The sequence below is a fragment of the Chitinophaga sp. W2I13 genome (assembly GCF_050434005.1).
GTDB lineage: Bacteria > Bacteroidota > Bacteroidia > Chitinophagales > Chitinophagaceae > Chitinophaga.
This window is the reverse complement of the sequence record NZ_JBNPWD010000001.1, coordinates 2,828,785-2,848,974: the sequence shown is the minus strand read 5'-3', so window position 1 is coordinate 2,848,974 and position 20,190 is coordinate 2,828,785. Positions and strand designations below refer to the sequence as shown.

18 protein-coding genes are annotated in these 20,190 nt (G+C 45.6%); 8 read left to right on the top strand and 10 right to left on the bottom strand.

The window, feature by feature from the left end; genetic code table 11:
• Positions 1 to 41 precede the first annotated feature (41 nt).
• Positions 42 to 1,160, top strand: coding sequence for a DUF3298 domain-containing protein (locus tag QFZ48_RS11620; RefSeq protein WP_429042859.1), 1,119 nt, complete (start codon positions 42 to 44; stop codon positions 1,158 to 1,160).
• A 67-nt stretch (positions 1,161 to 1,227) separates the two neighbouring features.
• On the opposite strand, the gene pyrH is transcribed toward QFZ48_RS11620, so the two are convergent.
• From pyrH to QFZ48_RS11575, 9 genes are all read right to left on the bottom strand, one after another.
• A complete protein-coding gene (pyrH, locus tag QFZ48_RS11615; protein WP_079471347.1) occupies positions 1,228 to 1,941 on the bottom strand; it encodes a UMP kinase in 714 nt (237 codons plus the stop codon).
• A gap of 201 nt (positions 1,942 to 2,142) precedes the next feature.
• Positions 2,143 to 2,967, bottom strand: a complete 825-nt coding sequence (gene tsf / locus QFZ48_RS11610) for a translation elongation factor Ts (protein ID WP_370908739.1) — start codon at positions 2,965 to 2,967, stop codon at positions 2,143 to 2,145.
• A gap of 133 nt (positions 2,968 to 3,100) precedes the next feature.
• Positions 3,101 to 3,964 (bottom strand): 30S ribosomal protein S2, encoded by an 864-nt coding sequence (gene rpsB / locus QFZ48_RS11605; RefSeq protein ID WP_429065487.1) that lies wholly within the window; start codon positions 3,962 to 3,964, stop codon positions 3,101 to 3,103.
• Position 3,965: 1 nt separating this feature from the next.
• Positions 3,966 to 4,097 (bottom strand): 30S ribosomal protein S2, encoded by a 132-nt coding sequence (locus QFZ48_RS11600; RefSeq protein WP_429062360.1) that lies wholly within the window; start codon positions 4,095 to 4,097, stop codon positions 3,966 to 3,968.
• 92 nt (positions 4,098 to 4,189) lie between these two features.
• On the bottom strand, positions 4,190 to 4,579 hold the full coding sequence (rpsI, locus tag QFZ48_RS11595; RefSeq protein WP_079471350.1) for a 30S ribosomal protein S9: 390 nt from the start codon (positions 4,577 to 4,579) through the stop codon (positions 4,190 to 4,192).
• 14 nt (positions 4,580 to 4,593) lie between these two features.
• Entirely contained in the window at positions 4,594 to 5,037 is a 444-nt protein-coding gene (gene rplM, locus QFZ48_RS11590) for a 50S ribosomal protein L13 (protein ID WP_079471351.1), read from the bottom strand.
• 269 nt (positions 5,038 to 5,306) lie between these two features.
• Entirely contained in the window at positions 5,307 to 6,698 is a 1,392-nt protein-coding gene (locus QFZ48_RS11585) for a RagB/SusD family nutrient uptake outer membrane protein (protein WP_370908741.1), read from the bottom strand.
• Positions 6,699 to 6,715: 17 nt separating this feature from the next.
• A complete protein-coding gene (locus QFZ48_RS11580; protein ID WP_429062358.1) occupies positions 6,716 to 9,814 on the bottom strand; it encodes a SusC/RagA family TonB-linked outer membrane protein in 3,099 nt (1,032 codons plus the stop codon).
• Positions 9,815 to 10,067: 253 nt separating this feature from the next.
• Positions 10,068 to 10,757: a zinc metallopeptidase gene (locus QFZ48_RS11575; RefSeq protein ID WP_429042868.1), complete on the bottom strand. Its 690-nt coding sequence runs from the start codon at positions 10,755 to 10,757 to the stop codon at positions 10,068 to 10,070.
• A 559-nt stretch (positions 10,758 to 11,316) separates the two neighbouring features.
• Between QFZ48_RS11575 and radA the strand changes: the two genes are divergently transcribed.
• The 6 genes from radA to ricT all read left to right on the top strand — a co-directional run bounded on the left by radA (position 11,317) and on the right by ricT (position 17,587).
• A complete protein-coding gene (gene radA / locus QFZ48_RS11570; RefSeq protein WP_370908744.1) occupies positions 11,317 to 12,693 on the top strand; it encodes a DNA repair protein RadA in 1,377 nt (458 codons plus the stop codon).
• A gap of 27 nt (positions 12,694 to 12,720) precedes the next feature.
• Positions 12,721 to 13,410 (top strand): ComF family protein, encoded by a 690-nt coding sequence (locus tag QFZ48_RS11565; protein WP_429042875.1) that lies wholly within the window; start codon positions 12,721 to 12,723, stop codon positions 13,408 to 13,410.
• A gap of 95 nt (positions 13,411 to 13,505) precedes the next feature.
• Entirely contained in the window at positions 13,506 to 14,027 is a 522-nt protein-coding gene (locus QFZ48_RS11560; RefSeq protein ID WP_370908746.1) for a glutathione peroxidase, read from the top strand.
• 115 nt (positions 14,028 to 14,142) lie between these two features.
• Positions 14,143 to 14,694: a hypothetical protein gene (locus QFZ48_RS11555; RefSeq protein WP_429042877.1), complete on the top strand. Its 552-nt coding sequence runs from the start codon at positions 14,143 to 14,145 to the stop codon at positions 14,692 to 14,694.
• A 32-nt stretch (positions 14,695 to 14,726) separates the two neighbouring features.
• Positions 14,727 to 15,866 (top strand): ATP-binding protein, encoded by a 1,140-nt coding sequence (locus QFZ48_RS11550; protein ID WP_429062355.1) that lies wholly within the window; start codon positions 14,727 to 14,729, stop codon positions 15,864 to 15,866.
• Between the two features lie 146 nt (positions 15,867 to 16,012).
• Positions 16,013 to 17,587: a regulatory iron-sulfur-containing complex subunit RicT gene (gene ricT, locus QFZ48_RS11545; protein ID WP_429042882.1), complete on the top strand. Its 1,575-nt coding sequence runs from the start codon at positions 16,013 to 16,015 to the stop codon at positions 17,585 to 17,587.
• Between the two features lie 434 nt (positions 17,588 to 18,021).
• Here the strand turns inward: ricT and QFZ48_RS11540 are convergent, their stop codons facing one another.
• Complete coding sequence (locus tag QFZ48_RS11540; RefSeq protein WP_079471359.1) at positions 18,022 to 19,074, bottom strand: nucleoid-associated protein; 1,053 nt, start codon at positions 19,072 to 19,074, stop codon at positions 18,022 to 18,024.
• A gap of 153 nt (positions 19,075 to 19,227) precedes the next feature.
• Between QFZ48_RS11540 and QFZ48_RS11535 the strand changes: the two genes are divergently transcribed.
• Positions 19,228 to 20,046, top strand: a complete 819-nt coding sequence (locus QFZ48_RS11535; RefSeq protein WP_429062354.1) for an SMP-30/gluconolactonase/LRE family protein — start codon at positions 19,228 to 19,230, stop codon at positions 20,044 to 20,046.
• Positions 20,047 to 20,190 lie beyond the last annotated feature (144 nt).

Genomic DNA, 20,190 nt, shown 5'->3' with positions numbered 1-20,190 from the left:
AGGATAATAGTAATTTTGAGGTACCTGATATAAATCATACTATGAAAAGAGTTTCTCTACTGGTACTGCTGATAGCTGTTGTACTCCTCTCCTGTAACACACAGAATAACAACAACAGCAAGGCACCGGCTAACACCGCCAACCTGGTTGTACCACTGGCTTCTACTCCCCTGTTCTATACACAGCTCAAAGGAAAACTGGGCGATAAAGAAATTACCATGCAATTGCTGAAAACCGCGCCCCACCTGTTCCGCGGTTACTATTGCGATGATAGCACCGGTCAACCCATTCCTTTGTGGGGCACCCTGGATTCAACCCTGGCAAACATCTATGAAGAAACCAATAACAGTTCGGAAGACCGCCTCTTCAGCGGCTATCTTTCTGACGACGGAAAATTCAAAGGTGTATGGCATGGCAACGGCACTTCTTATCATTTTGAGCTGCACACCGATCTGAAAAACGCCGTACCCCTGAAAGTATTCTACCAGATTGATTCTGCAAAGCTGGCGCCGTCCATGGCCCAGTCACCGGCAGGCACCGTGTCCAACAGTATCATATGGCCCGACTCCCTGGTGGATAGCACCACCGCCCGGTTTATTATCGGTCAGGTAACTGGGAACAGCCGGGCTGCCGACCCGCAGAAATTCCTGAGAAAAGGAATCGACTCCTTTATCCTGATCTACCGATATTCGGCCAAAGATGCCGACAGCACAACGTTTAATGATAACACCACTGCCGCGTCGTGGAACTGGACCACTGATAACGACATGAAAGTAGTGTATAACACCTGGCCTCTACTGGTGATAGAAAAGTATGCTTACAACTTTACCGGCGGGGCCCATGGCAACTGGGGCGCCACCTATTACACACTGGACCTGTCGAAACGTAAAGTGCTTACTCCCGACGATATTTTTAAATCAGGCTATAAAGAAACGCTGAGCGGCTTGCTGGATAAAGCTTTCAGGAAACGGTTCAATATGAGTGAAGAAGATGCACTGGATCAGCACCTGCTGGTAAAAAACATCCCTCCGAATAATAATATGATTGTTACCGGCAAGGGAGTAGCGTTTAGTTATGTGCCCTACGAGATCGGGCCATATGCACTGGGCCAGGTAACTTTATACATCCCGCTTGCGGAGATGAAGAGTATATTAAAATAGCAGCCGTTTGACGACATAAAAAAGCAGCGAAGAACAAATGCTCTTCGCTGCTTTTTTATGCGTTTACTTATCCCTTTACTAAAGTACCCACATTTTTACCCATGATCACGTTCAGGAGGTTACCCTGACGGTTCATATCAAACACGATAATAGGCAGCTTATTTTCCTGGCAAAGGGTAAAGGCTGTCATATCCATCACGTTGAGGGATTTCTGGTATACTTCTGAGAAAGTAATGGTTTCGTAGCGGGTGGCTGTTTTATCTTTTTCAGGATCCGCGGTATAGATTCCATCTACACGGGTTCCTTTGAGGATTACATCGGCCTGAATTTCTATAGCGCGTAAGGAAGCGGCGGTATCAGTGGTAAAGTACGGGTTACCGGTACCTCCTCCGAAAATTACTACACGGCCTTTTTCCACGTGGCGGATAGCGCGGCGGCGGATATAGGGTTCTGCGATCTGTTCCATTTTGATGGCAGATTGGAGACGGGTATAAAGTCCCACTCTTTCCAGGCCGCTTTGGAGCGCCATACCATTAATAACGGTAGCGAGCATTCCCATGTAATCTCCCTGGGCTCTTTCAATACCGGTATCGGCTTCGTTCATTCCGCGGTAGATATTACCTCCGCCTATAACGATGGCTACCTGAACTCCCAGATCGGTAACTGCCTTAATATCGTAGGCATACTGAGATATCACCTTCGGATCAATACCATAATTTGCATCCCCCATGAGGGCCTCACCGCTCAATTTGAGTAAAATACGCTTATACTTTGGCAACATGACGCTATAAAATATTGTAAGATTGTGATTTTCCTAATACTGATTACGGTATTCTAATATACAACTTAAATGCAGAAAGGAGGAAAGGAAGAAAAAAATGCCTTTTCTGATACCTGTTTACTGTCCTTTTATGTGTATGATTAGTTATGCGCAAAAAAAAGGAGAGAAACGAATTCTCTCCTTTTTTTTGATATGTTTTTCTTAACCTAAAGCAATTCGCTTAAAGCCAGTTACTTTCAGGTCAGCATCTACTGATTTCAGGTAATCCGCTACTGACTTGTTATTGTCCTTAACAAAAGCCTGTTGCAGCAGGGTGCTTTCTTTGAAGAATTTATTTACTTTACCGGCAGCGATCTTTTCCGCCATTTCAGCAGGTTTGCCTTCTGCTTTCACCTGTTCAACAGCGATTTCTTTTTCGCGGGCGATCAGTTCAGCAGGAACGCTGTCAGCATCTACTGCGATAGGACTCATTGCTGCGATCTGCATAGCGATATCTTTACCTACTTCTTCAGAAACAGGCTTAGAGAAAGCAACCAGTACACCCATACGGTAGTTACCGTGAATGTAAGAGGTTACGCCACCAGCTTCAACGAATTCAAATTTATTGAGGGTGATTTTTTCACCGATTTTTGCGACCTGGTCGTTTACTTTATCAGCAACGCTCGCGCCATCCAGTTGAGCGGCATTCAGGTCTTCAACGGTTTTGATACCGTTAGACAGTGCCAGGTCAACGATTGACTGTGCAAATTTTACGAAGTCTTCGTTTTTGGCAACGAAATCAGTTTCACAACCCAGACCCACGATAACACCGGATTTACCATCTGCTGATGTTTTAGCGATGATAACGCCTTCTTTGGTTTCACGATCGGAACGTAAAGCGGCCACTTTCTGACCTTTCTTACGCAGATAGTCTACTGCTTTTTCAAAATCGCCATCACTTTCTACCAGTGCCTTTCTGCAATCCATCATACCAGCACCAGTTTGCTGACGCAGTTTATTTACATCAGCTGCTGTAATTGTTGCCATGAGCTATAATTAGTTTAATTGTTGTAAAAATTATTGCAAGTACTTAATCTGCTTTCAGCTATTAGCCTTTAGCTGTTAGAGACCATCATGGTTGAACTAACTGCTAAAGGCTAATAGCTAAAAGCTTAAAATATTATCTTCCGCCGCCTGGTTTTCTAGGACCGCTGCTGCCGGCACCAGATGGACGACGTTGTCCGCCTGCTGCACCGCCACCACGGTTAGGACCGCCACCGCCACGGTTAGCGCCGCCACCCTGGCCACCAGGACCACGGCCGCCGCCACCACGGTTAGCGCCACCGGGACCGCCTGGACCACGACCACCACCTGGTGCTCCTGGTTTGCGACCTCTTTCACGGTCTTCACCACCTTCAACTTCAAATTTGCGTGCTTTATCGTCTGCTTCTTCTTCTTCCTCTACTTCTTCAGATTTCTCTGTAGCTCTTTCAGAAAGACCTTCAGCGATAGCTGCACAGATGTAGCTGGTGATGATAGCGATAGATTTAGTAGCATCGTCATTCGCAGGGATAGCGAAATCTACTTTAGTAGGATCGGAGTTGGTATCCACCATACCGAAAGTAGAAATACCCAGACGCTTAGCTTCTGCCAGTGCAATGTGTTCGTGGCTGATATCAACCATAAACAGCGCTGCCGGTACACGTGCCAGTTGGGCAATACCACCCAGCACTTTCTCCATTTTCTCTTTATCGCGGCTTAAAGTAAGACGTTCTTTCTTGGTAATGTTATCGAATGTACCGTCCTGCAGCATTTTTTCAATGCTCTGCATTTTCTTTACACTCTTACGGATCGTAGAGAAGTTAGTGAGCATACCACCTAACCATCTTTCAGTTACGAAAGGCATGTTGATGTTACGCGCAGCATCTGCCACGATTTCTTTCGCCTGCTTTTTAGTAGCAACGAACATGATCTTCTTACCGCTCTTAGCGATAGATTTCAGGGCAGCTGCTGCTTCCTGTAATCCTTCTACGGTTTTGTTCAGATCAATGATATGAATACCTTTTCTTTTCTGCGAAAATATAAGGCAGCATCTTGGGATTCCACTTTTTCTTCAGGTGACCGAAGTGAACACCTGCCTCCAGTAACTGCTGCTGCAATGAGGTATTATTTTCCATGTTTATATTGCTCAATTAAAAGGATCAAATAATGTTTAGCTTTTAGCATCCGGCGAATTAGCCCGGAGCTAACGGCCAATAGCTCAAAAATATTAGCGTTTAGAGAACTGGAAGCTTCTTCTTGCTTTCGCTTTACCTGGTTTCTTACGTTCAACTCCACGTGGATCGCGTTTCAGCAAACCTGCAGCTTTCAATGCAGGACGGAACTCAATGTTCACTTCGCATAAAGCACGGGCAATACCCAGCTTAATAGCTTCTGCCTGACCTTTGATACCACCACCCTGTGCATTCACTTTCACATCAAATTTATCGAGCGCCTCGATAGTTTTGAAAGGCAGTTCCACCTGGTTCTGCAGGTAGATCAAAGAAAAGTAGTTTTTATAATCTTTGTCGTTAACTGTAATGTTACCGGTACCCTTGTTGATATAAACACGGGCAACAGCTTCCTTACGACGACCTATTGTATTTTTTTGCTTTTCCATGTATCAGAGAAAAATTAGAAAGTTAATGGTTGTGGTTTCTGCGCAGCATGAGGATGTTCAGCACCAGCATATACAAATAATTTTTTGTACATCGCACGGCCCAGACGGTTTTTAGGCAACATACCTTTAACAGCCTTTTCGATCAACACTTCAGGACGGCGACGGATCAGGTCCTTTGCTAATTCGATTCTCTGACCACCTGGGAAACCAGTGTAGTGCATGTATTCTTTTTCCTGCATTTTATTGCCGGTCAGGGCAATCTTCTCTGCATTGATTACGATGATATAATCACCACAATCAGTATGAGGCGTATAGTATGGCTTGTTTTTACCTCTCAGGATAGCAGCCATCTTAGCAGCAACTCTTCCCAGTGTCAGGTTTGTTGCATCTACTATATGCCAGTCACGCTTTACGTAAGCGTCGTTAGCCGATTTAGTTCTGAAACTTAATGTATTCATTGTTGTATACGATAAAAATTACGTCTTGTAAACAATTCCCCGATTATGGGGAGTGCAAAGGTACATTGCCCATTCTTAATAACCATACATTTTAGGGACTTTTTTACGGGGCACCTTTGCAATAGATTGATTTTCAATAAAAAATTTGTATAAAAGTTATTAACAGCAAGTACCGGCACGGTTAATAACTGCTTTTTTTCTCATATAAATGAATAAAAAAAGGGCGCCTGAGCGCCCTTACTGTTTTATATTATATTATATAATACTTTTTAATACCCGGGGTTCTGCTGTCCGGTCAATTTACCCTGACTGGCATCTATTTCCCGCTGGGGAACAGGCAACACCAACTTATTATCATCGTAGCTCTTGTTGCCGATATTCCTCTTTAATCTTTTAAATGTCCATAACTTATCCCCCTCAAACAACAACTCGCGTACACGCTCATCCGCCACCTGGTCTGCAGTAACGGCCGCCAGCTGCGAAGCATTGGACCTCGCTCTTATTTCATTGACATCCTCCAAAGGAGGCGCACCAACAGCTGTTCCCGCACGAAGATTAGCCTCCGCACGGGTGAGCAGGATCTCCGCATAGCGTACCACCGGGATCACTTTGTACTGGCGCTGCCATTTGGTAGTATAAGTACCGCTGCCTACATTGATACCGCGGTCAAGATACGTAAAGGTTCTGCGTGCATCACCACTCTCAAAACCAGGCACAACGGTCAGGTCAACGGTAATATCACCCCTGCCTGAAAATCCCCTGCCCGCATAGAAAGTTTGCAGACCGTTATTGGAAGTACCCGCATTGCTCTGAGCAGTTTGCTGAATAGCAAAAATATCTTCAGAAGTATTAATAACACTGTTGAACGCCTTATCATAAGCATTATTCAGTGTATAGGCACCGCTCTGAATTATAGAATCAGCCATCGCTACTGCCTCGGTATATTTTGCTTCAGCCAGGTATACCCTCGACAGGAAAGCATATGCAGCATATTTGTTTGCACGGCCTTCGCTGCCATTGTCTTCCGGCAAATTAGTGGCGGCATCCTGCAAATCCGCTACCACCTGTTTGTATACAGCATCTACAGTAGCCCTGCCCTGATAGCCTTTGGGAAGATCAGCAATATCAGTGATGGCATCTGTTACCAGCGGCACCGCCAGGTTAGTAGTAATATTACCGGCAGAATATGGCTTGCCATATAAATTAACCAGGTAGAAGTAAATCATCCCCCTGATAAATTTGGCCTCGGCCAGTATTGCCGGACGCTCGTCTTCCGGCACCAGGTTGATCTTGTTTATGGCAAGATTAATATTATTAATAGTAAAGTAACTACGTCTCCAGATCTCTTCTGCGATATCACTGGTAGCGTCCTGGGTTTTGGAATCATATTGCCCGTAGTTAAAAAAGGTTCCGCGAAAACTCAACTCTCCATTACCAGCCAGCAGATCAGGAATCAATATCAATCTTTCCCCCAGGGAACTTGAATTTTGCAGGTTGGTATATGCGCCCATTAAAACGCCCCGCACATCATCTGCCGTTTTAATCTGGTCAGGAACAATGTCCTTACCAGGCGTCACGTCCAGTTTTTTATTACATGCTGAGAACGTAGCCACTGCTACCACCAACATTATTGCGCTGATATATTTGTTATAGATTTTCATCTTTTCTCTTTTAAAGCTTAAAATTTAACATTCAGTCCCACTGTGATCTGCCTGGCCTGTGCCGGTGTGTAATAATCAATACCACCACCAATATTATCAGGTTCACCGGCTGTGCTATATGAAGCACCGGAGTTCACTTCCGGATCGCCATCGAAATTGGTGATTGTCCAGAGATTGTATCCGGCTACATATACACGCAGGCTGGATATTTTAAGCGTGTTCACCACACTCTTTGGCAGTGTATAGCCCAGTGTTAATGCTTTCAGACGCACATAAGAACCATCAGAAATCCAGCGGCTGGATAAGCCCGCGGCAGAACTTCCATCAGCAAACGCTTGTGTTAACCGTGGCACATCGGTGATGTCGCCTGGCTTTTGCCATCTTTTCAGAATAGTGCTGCGTTGGTTGTCGTAACCGGCAAAACTATTGTCCTGGTATTGACCTGCACGGTTAAAGATGTCATTACCCTGCACAAAAGAGAAGAACGCACTGAGGTCAAAGCCGTAACCGGTAAAGGTATTGGTAAGACCACCCGTCCAATCAGGATTGGATTTTCCAACTACTACACGTGGCGCATTCGAATAATCGGTGGTGCCCTTACCGGTAGAATCCTGGTATAAAGCGTCTCCGGTAGCCGGATCCACACCCACAAATTTGGGCATAAAGAATACACCGATAGGTTGGCCTTCCACCGCGCGTTGTTCTTTAGCCGGACTTTCTATGATCTGTCCGTTCAGGTTTTTAACCCTGTTCTTATTATAGGCAAGGTTCAGGGTGGTGGTCCATTTAAAGTTACGGGTGTCTATATTCACACTGTTCAGGAGAATTTCAACTCCTTTATTTTCCATCTTTCCAACGTTCAGGTACTGGAACTCATAACCCGTGGAATATGGCAGATTGGCTCTCAACAGCAGGTCGGAAGTTTGCTTGTTATAATAATCCACTTCACCACTTAACCTGTTGTCAAATAATCCGAACTCAAGGCCAACATCAAACTGCGCTGTTTTTTCCCATTTCAGATTAGAGTTACCCATCTGGCTTGGTCTGTAACCAGGCAGGAAAGGATAAGCCGTTGTTTCCAGCAAAGTGAGGTACCTGTTTTCGCCGATTTCAGCGTTACCGGTATTACCATAGCTCGCGCGGAGTTTCAGGTAATTAAGGGTTTTATTTTCTTTAAGAAAATCTTCTTCAGAGATAATCCAGCCCAGGGATCCTGCAGGGAATACACCATAACGGTTATTAGGTCCGAAACGGGAAGATCCGTCTGAGCGTATGCTGAAGGAAGCAATATACTTGTTATTGAAAGCATAGTTGGCTCTCAGGAAGTAGGAAAGAAAGGTATAACGTTGTACTTCAGAAGAACCAAAAACGATAGATCCTGCTGCAGATACTGTTTTCACAAGATCAGAAGGAAGGTATTCACCTTGTACCTGGGTGCGGGATAAATCATTCTGCAGATAACTCATACCAATGGTGGTACTCAGCGAATGCTTTGTGCCGAGATTTGGTGTGAATGTAAAATAGTTGTTGGTATTAAGGCCCACATTCTGCGTAAAGTAGGATTGTGCAAAACCCTTTCCAATGGCATCTGATGCCAGCCTGCTGATAAACTGATCTTCCGTGAGGTTGGTGATATCTGTTCCAAGCTCTGAACGGAAGCTTAATGAAGGCAGGATCCTGTAGTTCAGGAACACATTGCCGAGGGTTCTGAAAGTAACCTGTTTATCCCTGTTATACTGCGCATCATACAAACCGTTTGAATAAAGCACATTGTCGTTGTTAATAGTACCATCCTCATAATAGAGTGGCGACAATGGCGATTGTGCTACCAGCTGACCTGGTGTGGAGAATATGTTATCATTCGCTACCCTGTCCAGCTGTGTACGGCTTACATTCAGGTTCATACCAAATGAAAGCTTGTCTGTAGCGCTATGTTCAAGGTTAAGGCGGCCGCCATAACGCTGGAACTTGTTGTTTATCACAATAGCTTCCTGGTTGTTATAAAATCCGGAAACGAAGAACTTTGTTTTTTCGGTTCCTCCTGTGGCAGAAAGGTCAATCTGGTTAGTGTGGGCAACATCCCGGTACGACAAGTCTTCCCAGTTAGTACCTGCACCCGGGTTGTGCCAGTCCTTTCCAACAGTCAGATAAGGGAATAAGCCATAGTCGGGGTTTTCAAGTCCGTCTTTAAACGCAGCAATTGCCTCTTCTACTGTAGCATATTCGGGATTATCGGGGTCTTGTGTAGCAAAAGCGGTTCTGCCATCATTGGTAGCTGCTTCTTCGAGCAGGTCTACATATTGCTGTGCGTTTAAGAATCCTCTTTTACGGGTTGGTTTACCCCAGCTGCTGGCTGCATTCAGCTCCAGCCTTGTTTTCTCACCTGTTTTACCTTTTTTGGTAGTGATCAGGATAACACCGTTAGAACCGCGTGCACCATAGATGGCGGATGCGGCAGCATCTTTCAGTACTTCAACGGACTCAATATCGTTGGGGTTTATGTCGGCCAGGGGATTGGTGGGGTCATTATTTACGTCAGAGCTGCTTACAGACAATACGGGCATTCCATCCACCACATACAGCGGCTGGCTGTTGGCAGAAACGGAAGAAGTACCGCGCACGCGTATTTTCATTGCCTGGCCTACTTTACCACTACCGGATTCAATGACCACGCCGGGCGATTTACCCTGGATGGCCGATTCAAAGCTCACTACCGGCTGATTCTCGATTTCCTTCGCCGCAATTTTACTTACTGCGCCGGTTACCTCCCGCTTGCTTTGCGTACCATAACCTACTACCACTACTTCAGAAAGCTCTTTGTTACCGGTTCCCAGCTCGGCATTTACCACCTGCTGATCGCCTACAACCACTTCTTTATCACCATAGCCAACAAAGGAGAAGACCAATGTGGTTCCTTTTGCGGGAACGTTCAGTTTATATGTTCCGTCGGAGGCAGTGACGGTTCCTATAGTGCCGTTTTTAATTTTGACAGTAACGCCGGGCAGGGCGCTGCCGTCTTTCTGGTCGGTAACTTTACCGGTAACTGGTTTGGACTGGGCAAACGAAAGCATGCAAAATAGCAATAGGATGCCCATAAACGAGAAGGATCGTATCATGGTTCTTAGTTTAGATTTGGTTTAATGTCAGCAGGCTGAACTATTTGATTGAATGATTTGGTTGAAATGCTACATCGGGCTCAACTCTCATATAAGCAAAAACACGGGAAACTGGTTAATCGTCATCCGTATGGTAAAACTAAAAAATATTTTCTGTTTTTCTTAACAAAATGTTAAATCGCTTATTTACAGGTTATTAAACGATAAAAGGCGACCAAAGGCCGCCTTTTATCAATATAACAATATTATTTAATTAGTCCCTGCTTCTTGCCCCGGTGTATATCAAAATATAATATACCAGCGTGGCAATGGAAGCAAGTGCCGCTACCACGTAGGTCATGGCAGCCCACCAGAGGGCGTTTTTCGCCTTATCGTGTTCCTCCTTGCGCATAATAGTGGTATTATCCAGCCAGGCCAGCGCCCTGCGGGACGCGTCGAACTCCACAGGCAGCGTTACCACCGAAAATAGCGTGGTGAGGGCAAAAAGGATAATACCCCCCAATAACAGCTGCGGGAAGGTATTTATGAGGAGGATACCGGCCAGCAATACCCATGAAACGATATTGGAGCTGAACTGAACAATCGGTACCAGCGTGGACCGGAGGCCCAGCCAGGGATAGGCTGCCGCATGCTGCACCGCGTGTCCGCACTCGTGGGCGGCCACTGCCGCAGCGGCTACATTGGCGCCATTGTACACATCGGGGCTCAGATTCACCGTTTTATCGGCCGGGTTGTAGTGATCCGACAGAAATCCGTCTGTTTCACGTACCTGAACGCCGTATATCTGATTGTCTTTCAGCATCTTCTCTGCAATTTGCTTACCGGTTAAACCGGAAGAGGTGGGTATTTCGCTGTAAGCCCGGAACTTACTTTTGAGTACGAAGCTTACCAGCAGGCTGATCCCCACAAAAATCAACGATAAAAACATGATTCCAGGTGTCATAATGATAAATGTTAGGTGGTCTTATGGCACAAATATCTCACCAGATCATCCCTTTTAAGGTTTATTTAGCACTTGACTGCCAACCCTGCTTTTTGTCTGTAAATTATAAATTTAACACTGCCATTATGGCGTTAAAATAATTTTTCTGTGCGAAAAAGCGCCTGTTTGTCATTTACAAAAATGTGTTTTATTAAATTTTATTTATATACAAAAATCATCAACATCAACCCTATTTATCAACATTTTACGAGCCCCCAATGAAAGTAATATTAGATAAAAACAACCCCTGAAACAAGCGATGGCAGCCACTTTCTTAGATCAGGCAAATACCCCAAAAGTTATTCACATCAATTAAATAAACTTTTTTATTCTGAAGCCATTTTGTAATTTAGACCTGAATTTAATGGGTTAGTAAGTAGAAAGAGTCAGCGGAATCTTCCGTTTGGCTCTTTTCTCTTTTTATACCTCTTCCTCTCCTTTTTTAACACTTCTCTTCTTATCATTTCGGTTCAATAAACGTAAAAACGTTACTTTGTAACGCATCTTTTTTATGAAAATTATGAGTAAAATTAAAACCGCTTTTTTCTGTCAGAATTGTGGATATGAATCAGCGAAATGGAATGGAAAATGTCCGAGTTGCGGAGAATGGAATACGTTTGTGGAAGAAAGAGTGCAAAAAGACATTCCACTTAAACAAGCTGAATGGAAAAACAATGATACCTCCTCTCCCCGGACACACAAAATAATTAACCTCTCGGAAGTCGTTGCGAAAGATGAAGAAAGAATATTAACACCAGATAATGAATTGAACCGTGTGCTGGGAGGCGGCATAGTAGCGGGTTCGCTGGTATTGGTTGGCGGAGAGCCCGGCATCGGGAAGTCAACACTCTTCCTTCAGAACGCATTACAGCTGAAGCATATCAAAACACTTTATATCAGCGGCGAAGAAAGTGAACAACAGATAAAAATGCGGGCCGACCGCATCCAGAATTCCAATGAACAATTCTATCTGCTTACAGAAACTTCTACGCAGACAATCTTCCAGGAAATTAAAAAATTACAACCACAACTGGTCATTGTCGATTCTATTCAAACACTGCATTCACCATTTATAGAATCTGCGCCGGGAAGCGTATCACAAATCAGGGAAACTACTGCCGAATTACAACGCTTCGCCAAAGAAAGTAATACCCCGGTTTTTCTCATCGGACACATTACCAAAGATGGCTCCATTGCAGGGCCGAAAGTGCTGGAACACATGGTGGATACGGTTTTACAGTTCGAAGGCGACCAACATTACGCCTATCGCATTCTCCGTACCATCAAAAACAGGTTCGGTTCTACCGCCGAACTGGGTATTTATGAAATGACCGGCACCGGGCTCCGGCAAGTTACCAACCCTTCAGAAATCCTCATTTCACAAAGGGAAGATCTCCTGAGCGGTGTAGCCATTTCTGCCACCATGGAAGGAATGCGCCCGCTCCTGGTAGAAGTACAGGCACTCGTTACACAATCCGTTTACGGTACCCCGCAACGTACCGCCACAGGGTTCGACCTGCGCAGGCTGCAACTGCTGCTGGCCGTACTCGAAAAACGCGGCGGATTTCACTTCGGGGTAAAAGATGTGTTCCTCAATATCGCCGGCGGCATCCGCGTGGAGGACCCCGCCATTGACCTCGCCGTGTTATGCGCCTTGCTTTCATCTTATGAAGACAATGCCATTTCACCCAAAATCTGTTTTTCGGGAGAAGTAGGCCTCAGCGGTGAAATAAGAGCCGTAAACCGCATTGAACAACGCATTGCAGAAGCAGAAAAACTTGGCTTCGAGAAAATATTTATCTCCCGTTACAACAAAAAAGGAATTGATTTCAGTAAATTCCATATCGAAGTAATTGCTGTAGGGAGAGTAGAAGAAGTATACCAGCGGTTATTCTGATTACCACATATCTTTAAAAACCATTCGATGCTCACCAGTTTGTTTTCCCCACTGGTTCATCTGTTCTATCCGCATTGCTGTGAGCTGTGCGGCACTGATCTGCATCAAACAGATGAACTGTTATGCCTGCGCTGCGTGCAGGCCCTACCCCTCACCCATTTCCAGCGTTACGCCAATAATCCCGTAGCGCAGATCTTCAACGGAAGGGTACCTGTACAACAGGCCACTGCCACTTATTATTATAACCAGTCGTCCGGTTTGCAACACCTGATCCACCGGTTTAAATACGGACAACGTCCGGATATTGCTACCTGGCTTGGTAAACAAACCGGTTACCAGCTGCAGGAAAGCGCCTGGATCAGCACCGTCGATTTTGTGGCGCCGGTTCCACTCAATCCCCGCAAGGAAAAAAAACGTGGCTATAACCAGGCCACCCTGCTGGCCAATGGCATTGCGCAGGTAATACAGCTGCCGGTACATCCGGCCACGCTCCGCAGGGAACAGTTCACCGCCACCCAAACAAAAAAGGGACGAACGGATCGCTGGGAGAACGTGGCCACCGCCTTCAGTGCCAATGGCAACCTTTCAGCCGGATCGCACGTACTACTGGTCGATGATGTTATTACCACCGGCGCCACCACCGAAGCCTGCTCCAGGGCCCTTCAACAGGCGGGCGCCCGGGTAAGCATCTGCTGCCTTGCCTATGCCTGGAAATGAGACGGCTAAATTCTTCTCTTTTTTTATTCCGGGAATGCTAACTTTACAAATACAGCCCCGCGCTGGATTTTAATCTGTCTTTAAAAAAAATCTATATGTTCAGATTAGCTATACTATCAGTTGTTATGCTTTTTGCCTCATCCCATCTTTATGATTTCAAAGTAGATGCTGTTGACGGAGGAAAAATCGATTTCTCCAAATACAAAGGAAAGAAAGTATTGATCGTGAATACCGCCTCCCTGTGTGGTAACACGCCGCAATATGAAGGCCTGGAAAAACTCTACAAGAAATACCACGACAAACTCGTTATCGTTGGTTTCCCTGCAAATAACTTTGGTTCACAGGAACCCGGCAGCAATAAGGAAATACAACAATTCTGCACAAAACAGTATGCAGTAACCTTTCCCATGGCAGCCAAAATTTCTGTAAAGGGAACAGACATTCATCCGCTGTACAAATGGCTGCTGGATGAAAGTAAAGCCAAACACATGGAGCCGGCAGAAGTTACCTGGAACTTCCAGAAATACCTGCTGGATGAAAAAGGTAACCTGGTAGCAGTATTTTCTCCCAAAACTCAACCTGAGTCAGCGGAAGTGATTGCGGCCATTGAAAAATAGTTTTTATAACTGTTACCAACTTTTGCGTAAACAAAAAATTTTGCAGATACTTGCGTAAACGTGTATCCGTTTACGTAAGTATCCTGTTATTAATATACAACGCGCAACCGTATTCATGAAACACTACTTTGTTCCTACCAATAACGCCTTGCCGCTAATGGCACTGCTGTGCTTTTTACTGATACTTTCCGCGTGCCAGCACGATGTAGATCCCCCTTCACTCTCGTGCCCCGAAATGCAAATGGTTACCAACATAGGAACCAGCAGCAACAATATGACCTTCAGCCGCAGCCTCCTGTTCCGTGAACGGACGGATACCGGCGGACTCAAATTCCTCAGTGTGGAAACTGTATCGGATTCCTGCAGGGTGGTATTTAATCTCACGGATGGTATGTACGACGAAGCGGGGTTGAAGAATGACAGCCTGCACCTGAAAACTTATACCTACACCCGGCAGGGAGTGCAAACCGGCGGACTGGTGGCCGTAGCCGTTAAAAACAACAATGGGGAATTCACCTATCTCACCACCGACTCTTCCAGTGTAACCATCCGTAAAATGAATCTCCGGACACAAACCATATCCGGCAGCTTTTATTTTACAGATAATGAGAAGAACATCAGCGGCACCGGCACCTTTGAAAATGCCTGTTATGTATCTCTTCAATAACTGATTAGCCCCCTTTTCATTATCTTGCGCCCATGCTTTTTTCTGATATTATAGGACAAGGGGATGTAAAGCAACAGCTCGTTCAATCCGTACAGCATAACCGGCTAAGTCATGCCATGATACTGCTTGCCCCGGAAGGTGCAGGTGGTCTTCCGCTCGGACTGGCCTTTACCCAATACCTGGTTTGTGAAAACAAACAAGCGCACGATGCCTGCGGACAATGCTCCGCCTGCACCAAGGCTTCACAATTTGTACACCCGGATATCCATTACTCCTACCCGGTTATTCCGCGCAAAACCGGCGATAAACCAGTAAGCACAGACTATATTACCGAATGGCGGGAGTTTGTAACAACGCATGCCTATGGCAATGCGTACGACTGGCTGCAGTTCATAGGCGCCGAAAACAAACAGGGTAACATCACTGCCACCGAGTGCCAGGACATTATCCATAAACTGAACCTGAAAAGTTTTGAGAGCGGTTATAAAATACTGGTGATGTGGATGCCCGAATACCTGGGCAATGAAGGAAACCGCCTGTTGAAACTGATCGAAGAACCCCCTCAGAATACACTGTTTATCCTGATCGCTGAAAACCAGGAACAGATACTGGCCACCATCTTATCAAGAACACATCTTATCAAAATAAACCCGCTGGCAAAAGAAGACCTGGTGACTGCGTTGGTGCAGAAAAGTAATGTTCCCCCTGCAAAGGCCCAGCAAATGGCCACCATTACAGCAGGCAATTACCGGGAAGCCTTGTACCTGTTGCAGCATTCAGACGACGACTACCACGAGTTGCTCCGCAGCTGGCTGAACCACCTGTTTACCGGCAACCGGGTAGCCCTGCAGGAATGGATAGAAGGGATTTCCAGTGCAAAAACCGGCAGGGAAAACCAAAAGCAGTTCCTCCGTTATTTCATTAACCTGCTGGAACATACGCTCCGTTTGCAATACCTGGATAAGAGCCAGCTGGCTTTTTCTACGGAGGAGATGGACTTCGCCGCCAAGCTGGCTAAACTGGCCAACCTGGACCAAATGCAGGAAATCACGGAGGCGCTGAACAACGCCAGCTACTATATAGAACGCAATGCCAACGGAAAGATGCTATTTCATGCCCTGTCCATCAAGCTGCAATATATATTTAAAAAGAAACCTATACCGGTTATGTAATAACCACCGGCTTCCTGCGGAGCTATCAGCTCCTTTTCCCTATCTTTGTTGCTTCCGGCCTTTTGTTTTTCTGAAAGGAAAAACGTATTTTGAAGAACTGGAATAACCTGAAATGCTTATTTATAAAATTTAAACTAATTAATAATATGGCTTGTGCCGGATGTGGTACGGGTGTGGAAGGGAAGCCGTCAGGATGCAAGAGTAATGGAGGATGCAGCACAGGAGGTTGTAACAGACTGAACGTGTTTGACTGGCTGTCCAATATTCCCCTTGGTGATAGCTTAGCACCATTTGACATTATAGAAGTGAGTTTTAACAATGGCAGCCGCAAGGATTTTTTCCGTAACGTAACCAAACAATTCTTTGATAAAGGAGAAATGGTTACCGTGGAAGGGGTCAGCGGTTTTGACGTTGGAACAGTGAGCCTGACGGGCGAACTGGTAAAACTACAGATGAAGAAGCGACGCGCTGAAGACACACCCGAAGTAAAAAAAGTGCTGCGCCGTTCAACGAACGACGACCTGCAGCGAATGAATGACAATAAGTCCCGCGAGAAAGAGGCGCTCATAAAATCCAGAGCCCTTGCCCGCAACCTCGGACTTGAAATGAAACTGGCAGAAGTGGAAATACAGGCCGATGGCCGTAAAGCCACCTTCTTCTATACCGCAGATGATCGCGTAGATTTCAGGGAGTTGATTAAAGTATATGCCTCTGAATTCAGGGCCAAGGTGGAAATGCGCCAGATAGGCGCCCGCCAGGAAGCCGGAAAAGTAGGTGGCATCGGCAGTTGCGGCAGGGAGTTATGCTGCTCTACGTGGCTGTCTGACTTCAAAAGCGTGAATACTACCGCTGCCCGGTACCAGAACCTGTCTATCAACCAGGCCAAGCTATCCGGACAATGCGGCCGTTTAAAATGCTGCCTTAACTATGAGCTCGATACCTACCTCGATGCCCTGAAAGATTTCCCCGACGATGCCGATAACATTGAAACTGCCGGCGGCGTTGCCCACCTGCAGAAACGGGATATCTTCAAAAGCCTCATGTGGTACTCTTATGAAGGCAGTAACAAACAGTATCCACTCACCATCTCCAGGGCTAAGGAAATACGCCTCCTGAACAAGCAGGGCGTTAAACCAGACGACCTGAAACCGGTAGAAGTAGTAACCGCCAAACCAAAAGAAGCGGATCTCGGATACGCAGATGTGGTGGGATTAATCAGTCTGAAATCTCTCGAAAAAACTGCTCAGAAGCGTAAACAGAAGGATAGAGACAAACAAAAACAACAACGCGGAGGAGAACGCAGCGAGCGTGGTGAACGCCCGGATCGTGGTGAACGTAGCGAACGTCCGGATCGTGGCGAACGCGGAGAACCTAAACAAGCCCAGGGTCAGCCAAGAACTGATTCCCCTAAGGCAGGTCAAAGGCCCGACAACCGCCAGCCTTCAGAGCGTAAACCCAAACCGGATAACCGCCAGCGGCAACAAGGCGGAGGCCAGCCAAAACAGGGACGTGAACAACAACCCCGTAACGAGCAGCCATCAAACCGGCAGGAACAGGGACAAAGACAACCTGCGCCAAAGCAGCCCGGTCAGCAACCAGCCCAACCAGGCATGCCCGGAGGACAGGGACCTACCAATCCCAAACAGGACAGGCGTCCACCACGGCATAAACACCGGCCGCCCAACCCTAACAAGAACAACAATCCTGAAAAAGGACAATAAATAAAAACAAAAAAGACAACCGGACTGGTTGTCTTTTTTGTTGCATACTGCAAGCGTTTCCTATATGTTCAAGCCGGCACACGGAGCTGACTGACCTTCATTACCCTTACTTCACGGATGCCTCTTCCATGCCGCATACCTGCGTATCCCATGGAGTATCCATACACTCTTCATGGACTCATGATGCACTATCAATGCACTCCCCATGCACTATGAATACACTACGAATACACTATGCCCCTTCCGGGACCTATTATTTTTTGAATATCAGATGGTGAGGAAAAATTGTTAGAGAAAACCAAGTAAAAGGCCGCCCAGACGAGGCAGCCTTTGTTAACAATTGGTTTTTGCTTATGAGAAAACTTAAAAAATGCTACTTTATATCTCTTCACAAAATCAACCCCACAGGCGCCTCTACTGCTTATCACACGGTCTTACGCTTCATTCTCAAACAGTAGTTTATAATAGTTCATGTTGGTGGCTTCATCAAATCCGCGCTCAATCATCTCACGGTTGCCATGAATATATACATGAAAGTTACGATCCAATTTCAGAATGCTCTTAAATACTTTCTGCTGTTTCTTTACAGCAGGTGCAGATATTTCAAACTCGTCAGGGATATCTTGTTGAAAATGATTCGCATATTCGTTTCGGTACTCCTTAAAAGAAGCAATAGCGTCGGGATGACCTAGTACCTCTTTCGCAAAATCGTCCAGTTGGAATTGTTCTTTTTCTTTGAAATAAGCGGCTGATTTATTTAACAGATCTACCTGATCTACTCTGTCCATCTCATACTCCGTTGGCAATTTGTTGTGTATAAACTGTTTACACATGTCCACCGCGGTTTCTGTCTGATGGTAACTGTCCTCCCGGCGTTGTACCTGTAAAAAGGCATCCTTCCAATACACCGCCTCGGTTTGTTTGCTGTTACTGTCTACTATACTTACTTTAAAGCCTTCTGTTTCTTCTGTATTAAATACCAGACAACCTTTATCCAGCTTATTAATATTTATACCGTCCTCGTAATTTACCTGATAATTCTCGTCTGCCAGAAATACTTTTAAATAGGTATCGCGGTTCTCCGACTTAAAAATGCCTATGGCTTCCACCTCTTCACCATCCACCTGGCACTTGCTAAAGTAGGCTATATATAGCTCTCCCCCTTTTATTTTAGGATGGGTGGAATGTTTATATAGATGTTTGGCAATATTGACCGACTGCTCCTGGAATTCATTTTGGTCAGTAAATATACGTCGACAATATTGAAATATTTCATTCAATTGCAGATCTGCGTCATGACGGAATCTGAAATACTCTGCTGCATTGGCAAACGGCTGAATAAAATAAGTCACCAATAACTGGCTGATCGTTTCATCCTCCAGCTGCAAAGGCGCTTTGGAACAGAGCAGGGCCTCATCGTTAGTGGGATTCCCTACCTTGTGTATCGTTAATTGCGCCAAATCTTTAAACTCCGAAACATGGATCATGGGCGCAAAATTAATAAATTAGTTGACAGGCAACAGATCCGTTTCTCCCGGTAATTATTTCTTGATAATTTCATTACATACCCTCCCTCCCATCCATATACGCTGAAAAATCTGGAATAGTTCCTTAATTTAAAGTTTCAAAACAAAACGAACATGAGAAAATATATCTGCCTGCTGGCAATGACGGCCGGATACGGCCTCCCGCTGATGGCGCAGCAAAAAAATACCAACAGACCCGTATTCGAAACCCGCGACCTCACGGCAGAAAATATGTTTTCCGTAAATATTGAAGGACCCAACTTTGACAAAGCAGGCAATTTTTACGTGGTAAATTTTCAACAGGATGGCACCATCGGTAAAATAAATACCAAAACCGGCGCCGGTGAAATATTCGTTACCCTCCCCGATAGCAGCGTAGCCAACGGCATTCATTTCAACAGCAAAGGAACCATGTTTCTCCCTGATTTCATCCGGCATAATGTGCTCACCATTGATATGAAAACCAAAAAAGTAGGCGTATACGTTCACTCCGATCAGTTCAACCAGCCCAATGATCTCTGTATCAACAGCAAGGACCAGATCTTCGTTACCGACCCGAAATGGGCCAGCAACACCGGCCAGATCTGGCGGATAGACCCGGGCCACCACACCCCCATCCTGCTTGAAGGCAATATGGGCACCACCAACGGCATTGAACTCAGTCCCGACGAAAAAATATTATATGTGAACGAAAGCGTGCAACGCAAGATCTGGAAATACAAGGTGGATAAAGCAGGTAACATCTCCCGTAAAACCTTATTCGCCAGCTTCCCCGACTTTGGTTTCGACGGAATGAAATGCGACAAAGTAGGCAACCTCTACGTAGCCCGGTGGGGAAAAGGCGTGATCGCCGTACTCTCGCCAACAGGAAAAACTGATCCAGGAGGTACCCCTCAAAGGAAAACAATGCAGCAACCTGGTATTCGGGGATAAAGACGGCAAAACCGTATACGTAACCCTGCAAGACCGTAAATGCGTGGAAACATTCCGGGTAAACGTACCGGGTAAACGCTTTTAACGCGGAGTTTGTCTTGCTCAGGATTACGCTGATTTTACTGATTAGTTTGATTTTTACTT

Bases quoted from the DNA above. Each gene is read 5' to 3' on its own strand.
- QFZ48_RS11540 (WP_079471359.1), bottom strand. From the start codon at position 19,074: ATGATCCATGTTTCGGAGTTTAAAGATTTGGCGCAATTAACGATACAC.
- QFZ48_RS11620 (WP_429042859.1), top strand. From the start codon at position 42: ATGAAAAGAGTTTCTCTACTGGTACTGCTGATAGCTGTTGTACTCCTC.
- QFZ48_RS11585 (WP_370908741.1), bottom strand. From the start codon at position 6,698: ATGAAAATCTATAACAAATATATCAGCGCAATAATGTTGGTGGTAGCA.
- QFZ48_RS11600 (WP_429062360.1), bottom strand. From the start codon at position 4,097: ATGGAAAATAATACCTCATTGCAGCAGCAGTTACTGGAGGCAGGTGTT.
- radA (WP_370908744.1), top strand. From the start codon at position 11,317: ATGAGTAAAATTAAAACCGCTTTTTTCTGTCAGAATTGTGGATATGAA.
- QFZ48_RS11535 (WP_429062354.1), top strand. From the start codon at position 19,228: ATGAGAAAATATATCTGCCTGCTGGCAATGACGGCCGGATACGGCCTC.
- QFZ48_RS11555 (WP_429042877.1), top strand. From the start codon at position 14,143: ATGAAACACTACTTTGTTCCTACCAATAACGCCTTGCCGCTAATGGCA.
- QFZ48_RS11580 (WP_429062358.1), bottom strand. From the start codon at position 9,814: ATGATACGATCCTTCTCGTTTATGGGCATCCTATTGCTATTTTGCATG.
- ricT (WP_429042882.1), top strand. From the start codon at position 16,013: ATGGCTTGTGCCGGATGTGGTACGGGTGTGGAAGGGAAGCCGTCAGGA.
- QFZ48_RS11565 (WP_429042875.1), top strand. From the start codon at position 12,721: ATGCTCACCAGTTTGTTTTCCCCACTGGTTCATCTGTTCTATCCGCAT.
- QFZ48_RS11560 (WP_370908746.1), top strand. From the start codon at position 13,506: ATGTTCAGATTAGCTATACTATCAGTTGTTATGCTTTTTGCCTCATCC.
- rpsI (WP_079471350.1), bottom strand. From the start codon at position 4,579: ATGGAAAAGCAAAAAAATACAATAGGTCGTCGTAAGGAAGCTGTTGCC.
- QFZ48_RS11550 (WP_429062355.1), top strand. From the start codon at position 14,727: ATGCTTTTTTCTGATATTATAGGACAAGGGGATGTAAAGCAACAGCTC.
- QFZ48_RS11575 (WP_429042868.1), bottom strand. From the start codon at position 10,757: ATGACACCTGGAATCATGTTTTTATCGTTGATTTTTGTGGGGATCAGC.
- rplM (WP_079471351.1), bottom strand. From the start codon at position 5,037: ATGAATACATTAAGTTTCAGAACTAAATCGGCTAACGACGCTTACGTA.
- pyrH (WP_079471347.1), bottom strand. From the start codon at position 1,941: ATGTTGCCAAAGTATAAGCGTATTTTACTCAAATTGAGCGGTGAGGCC.
- tsf (WP_370908739.1), bottom strand. From the start codon at position 2,967: ATGGCAACAATTACAGCAGCTGATGTAAATAAACTGCGTCAGCAAACT.